This window comes from Paenibacillus hemerocallicola, assembly GCF_006265175.1.
In the GTDB taxonomy this organism is placed as follows: domain Bacteria; phylum Bacillota; class Bacilli; order Paenibacillales; family NBRC-103111; genus Paenibacillus_AB; species Paenibacillus_AB hemerocallicola.
On sequence record NZ_VDCQ01000096.1, the window covers coordinates 21,720 to 28,613 of the forward strand.

The 6,894-nt window shown below is 54.5% G+C and carries 6 protein-coding genes; 4 read left to right on the forward strand and 2 right to left on the reverse strand.

The annotated features are described in order from the left end of the window. Positions 1 to 133: 133 nt before the first annotated feature. Positions 134 to 964, reverse strand: coding sequence for a helix-turn-helix domain-containing protein (locus tag FE784_RS37730; RefSeq protein ID WP_139607451.1), 831 nt, complete (start codon positions 962 to 964; stop codon positions 134 to 136). A 229-nt stretch (positions 965 to 1,193) separates the two neighbouring features. Between FE784_RS37730 and FE784_RS37735 the strand changes: the two genes are divergently transcribed. From FE784_RS37735 to FE784_RS37750, 4 genes are all read left to right on the forward strand, one after another. Next, positions 1,194 to 1,964 (forward strand): TIM barrel protein, encoded by a 771-nt coding sequence (locus FE784_RS37735; RefSeq protein ID WP_139607452.1) that lies wholly within the window; start codon positions 1,194 to 1,196, stop codon positions 1,962 to 1,964. Between the two features lie 24 nt (positions 1,965 to 1,988). Then, positions 1,989 to 2,963: a Gfo/Idh/MocA family protein gene (locus FE784_RS37740; RefSeq protein ID WP_139607453.1), complete on the forward strand. Its 975-nt coding sequence runs from the start codon at positions 1,989 to 1,991 to the stop codon at positions 2,961 to 2,963. A gap of 177 nt (positions 2,964 to 3,140) precedes the next feature. Further along, a complete protein-coding gene (locus tag FE784_RS37745) occupies positions 3,141 to 4,025 on the forward strand; it encodes a YihY/virulence factor BrkB family protein (protein WP_139607454.1) in 885 nt (294 codons plus the stop codon). 389 nt (positions 4,026 to 4,414) lie between these two features. Then, the gene (locus FE784_RS37750; protein WP_139607455.1) at positions 4,415 to 5,515 is read left to right on the forward strand and encodes a hypothetical protein; all 1,101 of its coding nucleotides are present in this window, start codon (positions 4,415 to 4,417) and stop codon (positions 5,513 to 5,515) included. Positions 5,516 to 5,598: 83 nt separating this feature from the next. On the opposite strand, the gene FE784_RS37755 is transcribed toward FE784_RS37750, so the two are convergent. Beyond that, positions 5,599 to 6,744 (reverse strand): aminotransferase class V-fold PLP-dependent enzyme, encoded by a 1,146-nt coding sequence (locus FE784_RS37755; protein ID WP_139607456.1) that lies wholly within the window; start codon positions 6,742 to 6,744, stop codon positions 5,599 to 5,601. Positions 6,745 to 6,894 lie beyond the last annotated feature (150 nt).

The following is a 6,894-nucleotide window of genomic DNA, read 5'->3' on the forward strand; positions in this document are numbered from 1 at the left end:
AACAGCGGGGTATTCCATAAACCGTTCATAAATTTGAAGACAAAAGAAAACCCCGAGAGGGGTTTCTTTTGTTGAACGTGCTGTTGAAGCGAAGCGCATACCCCATCCTCTTGCACTAATCGAAATGATTCGATCACAAGCTTTTCTTGTACTGACCGGGCGTGATGCCGTGAACGCGCTTGAAGGCGCGGATAAAATAATTGGCCTCCATCCCCAGCGCGGAGGCGATGTCCTGTACGCTCATGTCGAGACCGAGCAGCTGCAGCGATTTCTCGAAACGGATATCGTCCAAATATTGATGCATCGTGACGCCATACGCTTGCTTGAACAGCCGGTTCAGATGCTGCACGGTATAGCCCAGGCTGTCGGCGTATTCGGCCAGCAGAATCGGTTCCGCGTAATGCTCGCGGATCATCTTGGCCGCCAGCTTGATGGCGCCGGCGCTGTTCTTCGATGCGGCGGACGCTTCGAGATGGTGGGCCGACTGCTTCAGAACCTCCAACAGCAGTTCGTAGAGCAGCGAGGAGATACTCCAGTCCTGCTCCGGCGGATTTTCCCGCACAAGCTGGAAGATGCGCTCGAACAAGGTCCAGATCGTTTCCGTCGATTTTAACGGAATCGTCTCCATGGGCGGCAAATTCATCGTTTCCAGCAGATCGTTTACCGCAGGCCCCGTGATGGTGACGAAGCCGAGCTTCCAGACCGTGTCGGGATGCGGATAGTAGGTATGCGGCACACGCGCGGGAAGAATACAGGCTTGGTGGTCGGCGAGCGTCCACTCCCTGCCGTCGTTCAACGTCTGAAATTGTCCCCCTCCGGAGCGGTTGATAAAGAGATGCAGCACTGGAAAACCTTCGAGCCGAATAATTTTCTTCTGCTGGATGAGGCCCATATTGTATAGACGCAGAGGGAGATTGCCCAAACTTGCGTCATGGGCTATATACTGGCGTCTCCGATTAACCACGAGCGAATTCACCTTCCCTAAATATTCAATAAGTGCTATTGATCTTCAAAAAAGCAGATTGTTTTCGATTTCGTGGCGATGGTAAGATAGGCATGAACATACGGGAAATGGATACGAGGACCGATAGAGCCGCTACACGGCAATAATAGCGGATCGTATTTAATTTGTCCAGTAATCCTACACGAGGTGCGAGGGTCATTCCGATGCAAGGCGAAGGAGGAGAGGGTTGTTGAAGTACGCTTTAAGTGCAGGCGCTTACAAAGGAAAAAATGTAATCGAATTACTGGAAAAAGTGGCGGAGCACGGATTTCACGGTTTGGAATATTTGAGCTGGAGATCGGTGCAGGATGTCCGCGAGCTGGTGAAGGCGCAGGAACGGCTTGGCGTAGGCATAAGCGCGGTATGCACCACGTTCTTCAATCTGGTTGACGGTTCCTCGAGAGAGCAATACCTGGAGGGACTAAGGCAAACGCTGGCATTCTGCAAGGAGGCGGGGACTCCGAGCATCATTACGCAGACCGGACAGGAGATTCCCGGCATTTCGCGAGAGAAACAAAAAAACGATATGGTAGAAACCTTGAAGCAGTGCGCCTCCTTGTGCGAAGCGGCCGGCGTGGTGCTGGAATTGGAGCCGTTGAACGGGCTCGTCAATCATCCGGGGCATTTCCTGCAATTTTCCGATGAATCGGCCGACGTGATCGACCGGGTCGACAGTCCGTTTATCAAGCTGGTGTTCGATGTCTATCATCAACAAATTACCGAAGGCAATGTGATCCGCAACGCAGTCGCTTATATCGATCGCATCCACCATTTCCACATAGCCGATAATCCGGGGAGGAAGCAGCCGGGAACAGGCGAGCTCAATTATATCAACATTCTGAAAGCGATCAAGGATACCGGATTTGACGGCTTCGTCGCTTTGGAGTGCGGGTATACGATCGATACGGATGAAGCGCTTAACCAGTTTAAGCGGGATATTCTCCGCCATGTGGAGCAATGAGACGAGGGGAAAGGGTGACCTGGGATGACGCTTAAGGTCGGTTTTATCGGAACGGGAGGAATAGCCAAGGGGCACATCGCGAACCTGGCTGCCATCGAAGGAGCGACGATTGCCGCATTTTGCGACTTGCAGCTGGAGCGTGCCGAAGCGGCGGCTCGAGACTGGACGGGGGCGAAGGCGTACTCGAGCATCGTCGATATGCTGGACGATCAAAAGCTGGACGCCGCTTTCGTATGCCTGCCGCCCATGGCGCATGGCGAGGCGGAGCGTGCGTTGATCGAGCGCGGGATACCTTTTCTGGTAGAGAAGCCGCTCGGCATCAATAACGAGCTGCCGCGCCAGCTAGCCGAGCAAATTGCCGAGAAACGGCTCATTACTTCCGTAGGCTATCAGTGGCGCTATATTCAATCGTTGGACGAGGCGAAGCGGTTTCTGGAATCGAGCTGCATCGGGATGGCGCTCGGGTATTGGATGGGCGGCATGCCAAAGGTTCCTTGGTGGCGGGTGCAGCATTTGTCGGGCGGACAATTCGTCGAGCAGACGACTCATATTACGGACATGCTGCGCTACTTGTGCGGCGAAGTGGTCGAAGTATATGCGGCGTACGGCCACCGTATCCTGCATGAGCTCGAGGAAGGCGCGAACGTTGCCGATGTAGGGACCGTAACGATGAAGCTGGCCAATGGGAGCGTGGCGACTATTTCCAATACATGTCTGCTACCTATCGGAGGCAAAACGGGATTGAACGTATACACCGAGCAGGGCGTTGTGGAAGTGCAGTCGAACGGCAGCCGAATCGTCAGAAACAAAGAGGAGCTCTCGGCGCCATTGGCGATTACGCCGAATTCTCGGGTATTCGAAGATATCGCATTCCTCGATGCGGTGCGCACCGGAGATCAGTCGTTGATCAAGTCGTCCTATGCCGACTCTTTGAAAACGCACGAGGTGACGATTGCAGCCAATTTGTCGGCGGCGACGGGCAAGCCGGTCAAGCTTTGATTTGCATCGTACCGCAAGTGGTCAACCTATACGGAAAAGGTAGGCGTTGAACGGGGGATGCCCCCTCCCGCACGATAAAGGATGCCGTTAAGAGCGCCCCTTTAGTCGTTTCATGCCCGGGATTGCGGGTAATAACAGAAAAAGCGAATTCACTTTTTCTGAAAGGGGGCATCCGGAATGACGCGCAAGGAAAAGATGCTGCGTTTTCTCAAAGCGCTCATAACCCGCTGCCGGGAAGACGAGGTTGCGGCATTGGGCGCCCAGCTCAGCTACTACAGCGTGCTTGCTTTTTTTCCGTTCCTGATCTTTGTGGTCAGCCTGATCGGATTCACCCATTTATCGAGCGACGATTTTATGAATGACCTGATCCTCATCCTGCCCGGCGAGACGGGGGAGACGATCAGAGAAAGCGTGATGGAGGTAACCGCCAATCGCAGCGGGGCCATCTTATCCATCGGGATGCTGACGACGATCTGGGCCGCCTCGAACGGAATGAACGCCTTGATCAAAGGCTTGAACAAGGCCTACGACGAGCAAGAAAGCCGGCCGTTCTGGAAAGTGCGGGGCATTGCCGTGCTGGCGACCGTGCTGCTCGGCGTGTTCATTCCGCTCGTGATGGCGATGTTGATATTCGGCAATACGATAAGCACCTACGTCTCCGTATTGCTGGGTAATCCGGTATGGTTCGAGGCGGCGTGGGGAATTGCCCGGTATGCCGTGCCGATCGCGGGAATCGCGCTTGTGTTTCTCCTGCTATATTGGATAGTGCCCGATCGTAAAATGGCTCTGCGCGAAGCGGTCCCCGGCACCTTGTTTACGACGCTCGGCTGGATCGTCACCTCGATCGGATTTTCCTTCTACGTGGACAATTTCGGCACCTACACCAAAACGTACGGCAGCTTGGGCGGGATCATCGTGCTGCTCATCTGGCTGTATATCAGCGCGATGATCGTGATGATCGGAGGCGAGATCAACGCGGCGCTTGCTTTCGACAGGCCGGATTCGAGCGAGGAGGAGAGCAAGTCTTACGATTGGGGCAAGCGGGAAGGCATGCGTGCATGAGTCGTATGCTAATCCGGAAACCGTTGTGCCATCCCGCCAGCTGACTGGCGAATAGTGAACCCAATTTGCTCCCATGTTCCGATGCGTGCTCGGAAGGATAGCCGCGCTGAACCCTCTCTTGACTTCAAGAGAGGGTATTGCTCATTGCGTTTTCGCATTTGCGGCATTTGAGTCCGATAGTCCGTCTCTCTAGTGCACCCCGCCGGTTTGATGTTCTTTCAACTTTCAAACGGCAGACGAACGATTAGGAGCCGATGTATTGATCAATAATGCTATATTATATATAATATAGCAAGCGCATAATTTATATGGACTACATTTAATAGTATTCAGCCGATCAGTACACCGTACTGTAGAGCTGCGGTTGCCATTTGCGGAGGTGGGCGGAGATGAAGAAAAGAGTAGCGGCGATTATTACGGAATACTGGGATATTTGCCATGCGGACGTGATCCTTACGAAGATGCTGGACGGCTTTCGGCTGGACGGGCGAGAGTACACATCTACCCTAGACATCGTCGCCATGTATGTGGACAAATTCCCTGCTACCGACCTAAGCCGCGGAATGGCCGCCAAACACGGTATTCCGATCCACGGATCGATCCGCGAGGCGCTGCTGGCGGGGCAAGCGGAATTCGATTTGGACGGCATCATTCTCATTGGAGAGCATGGCGATTATCCCGACAATGAAATCGGTCAGACGTTGTACCCGCGCCGTCTCTTTTTCGAAGAATGCCTGAAGGTCATGCTGGAATACGATCGTATCGTTCCGGTATTTACGGATAAAGGGTTTGCCGTCGTCCAGGAGGACATCGAGTGGATGTATAAGCAGATCAAGCAGAACCGGATCCCTTTCATGTCGAGCTCCGTCGTGCCGTACTCCCCGCAGAGACCCGCAGAGAAGCCTTTTCCCAACGGTACGCCGCTTCGCAAAATGTTCGGCTTCTCTTATGGACCCGTCGAGCGTTATGTGTATCATACGCTGGAGATGATGCAATCGATTGCGGAGCATCGGGCTTGCGGCGAGTCCGGGATATGCAGAGTCAAGGCTTATAAGGACGGCGAAGCGATCGGACGGCTGCTGTCCGAGGATTGGAACGGCTTGTACCGGACATTGGGCGGATTTATAAACCTTCGCGACCTCGATGCCTTTCCGAGCGAAGTAGCAGATCCCGTATTCGTGGAATTGGATTACAAAGACGGTCTGAAGTCGGGCGTGCTGCTGGCGAATCCGGAGGTCTCGACATTCGCCTCCGCGTATCAGGTCCATGAGCGGGAGGCTCCGATATGCCGGGAGTTTCTGCTGCAGGGCGGGAAGCCCTATATCCACTTTGGCAGACTCGTGCTGGAGATCGAGAAGTTTATTCATACCGGCCGGCCGCCTCATCCGGTCGAGCGTTCCTTGCTTACGACCGGAGGTCTCGATGCATGCATGCGATCGTTGCATACCGGGGAAGCGATCGATACGCCCCATTTGATAGTCAGTTATTAATTTATGGAGGCAACGGAAAGGCAGGGCCCGAATCCAGGTCCTGCCTCTTGGAATTGCCATTGACCGCACATGGCAGTCCTTCTCTATACAAGTCGATCCGACCCGTCCGCTTGCTGGGACAACCAGCCGTACAGGACACTCATCCGCGTGACAATCTGCTCTGCTTCAGCCTCGTTCAGATGCAGGGGATTCAGCGCCAGACCCCGCTTATCCGGCATTAGGGCTACGAGAATGGACGGCGTTCCATCCAACAGCTGCTTGCTCAACTGCTCTGCAACACCCGCTTGCCGATCCAGCTTTAGATGAACAAGAGGGTAGTCCTGACCGGTTGGCCCGGGATAAGCCCGTTCGGCATTCCAGCCCGCTTGGTTCAGTCCCGCGCATAAACGGCCGACAAGCCGTTCGTGCTGCTCCTTCATTGCGGCATGGTCCAGATTCACGTATCGCTCTATTGCCGCGACCAGCCCCGCAATTTCCTCTTTGCCTACCTTCATCGGCCTTGCAATCGAATTTCTTGCTCCGACATAGAGGCGGCATGCCGCTATATATCGTTCCTTCCCCACGATGAAACCCGAGCTTTGCGGTCCTCTCAGCGTCTTGCCGCCGGAGAAGATGACGAGATCCGCTCCCCGTTCCGTATAATGCCATAGGTTGCTCACCGGAGGCAGCTGTGCAGCCGCATCCACGACGACAGGAACGCCCTTGAGACCGGAGATTCGAATCACTTCCTCCAGAGAAAGCGCACCTTTTGCGTACTGCGGGGTATCGAAGTAGATCACACAAGCCGTGCTATCGCCCAGGGCCGCCTCCAGCTCGGCGACCGTCGTTCCCCCGGAATCTCCGATCTCCACCAGGGTTGCTCCCGTTTGCCGAATGGCGATGTCAAAGCCGTTGCACTGGCACCGATGAATAACGACCTCGTTTTTTGTGCCGTCATGCAGAGGCCACTGCCGCGCTTTTGCTTCATCCGCTCCCGTCATGCAGGCTGCCGTCGCCACCGTCAGCGCCGCAGCGGCGCCGCTTGTAATGACCGCCGCCTCATTGCGCGTAAGCCGGGCGATTCGCTCGCCCGCTTTCAGATGCAGCTGCTCCAGCGAGACAAAATGCCGGCTCGCTTCCGCCATCGCGTCCGTTACCTCTGCAGGCATAAGCGACCCGCCGATCATGGTATAGGAATCGGCAGCGTTTATGACTGTTGTAACACCGAGCTTATTGTAGATAGAAGGCATGGAGTTGTCCGCCTTTCCGGGAACTAATACGACCCAAATTTTAGGTGACTACTTGTTGCATCTATCATAGCATTTTTTTGCAAATGAAACAGGACTACCGGATTTTAGACTATATAAGATGAACTAAAGAACCAACTAAGAGTAGCCCAA